Consider the following 212-nt stretch of genomic DNA (forward strand, 5'->3'; position numbering starts at 1 on the left):
GCGGATCTGTTCCTTCGGGGACAGGTTAGCGGCGGACGGGTGAGTAACACGTAGGCAACCTGCCTGTAAGCCTGGGATAACTTCCGGAAACGGATGCTAATACCGGATACGTTGCGTTCCCGCATGGGGATGCATGGAAAGTCGGGGTAACCTGACACTTATGGATGGGCCTGCGGCGCATTAGCTAGTTGGTGGGGTAACGGCTCACCAAG

General features: G+C 57.1%; 1 rRNA gene. It reads left to right on the forward strand.

Going from position 1 to position 212, the window contains the following annotated elements:
• Positions 1-212 (forward strand): 16S ribosomal RNA (locus tag ACSEXW_RS28535); the annotation flags it as partial.

It is taken from the genome of Oryzibacillus soli (genome assembly GCF_051594765.1).
Classification (GTDB): domain Bacteria; phylum Bacillota; class Bacilli; order Paenibacillales; family NBRC-103111; genus Paenibacillus_AR.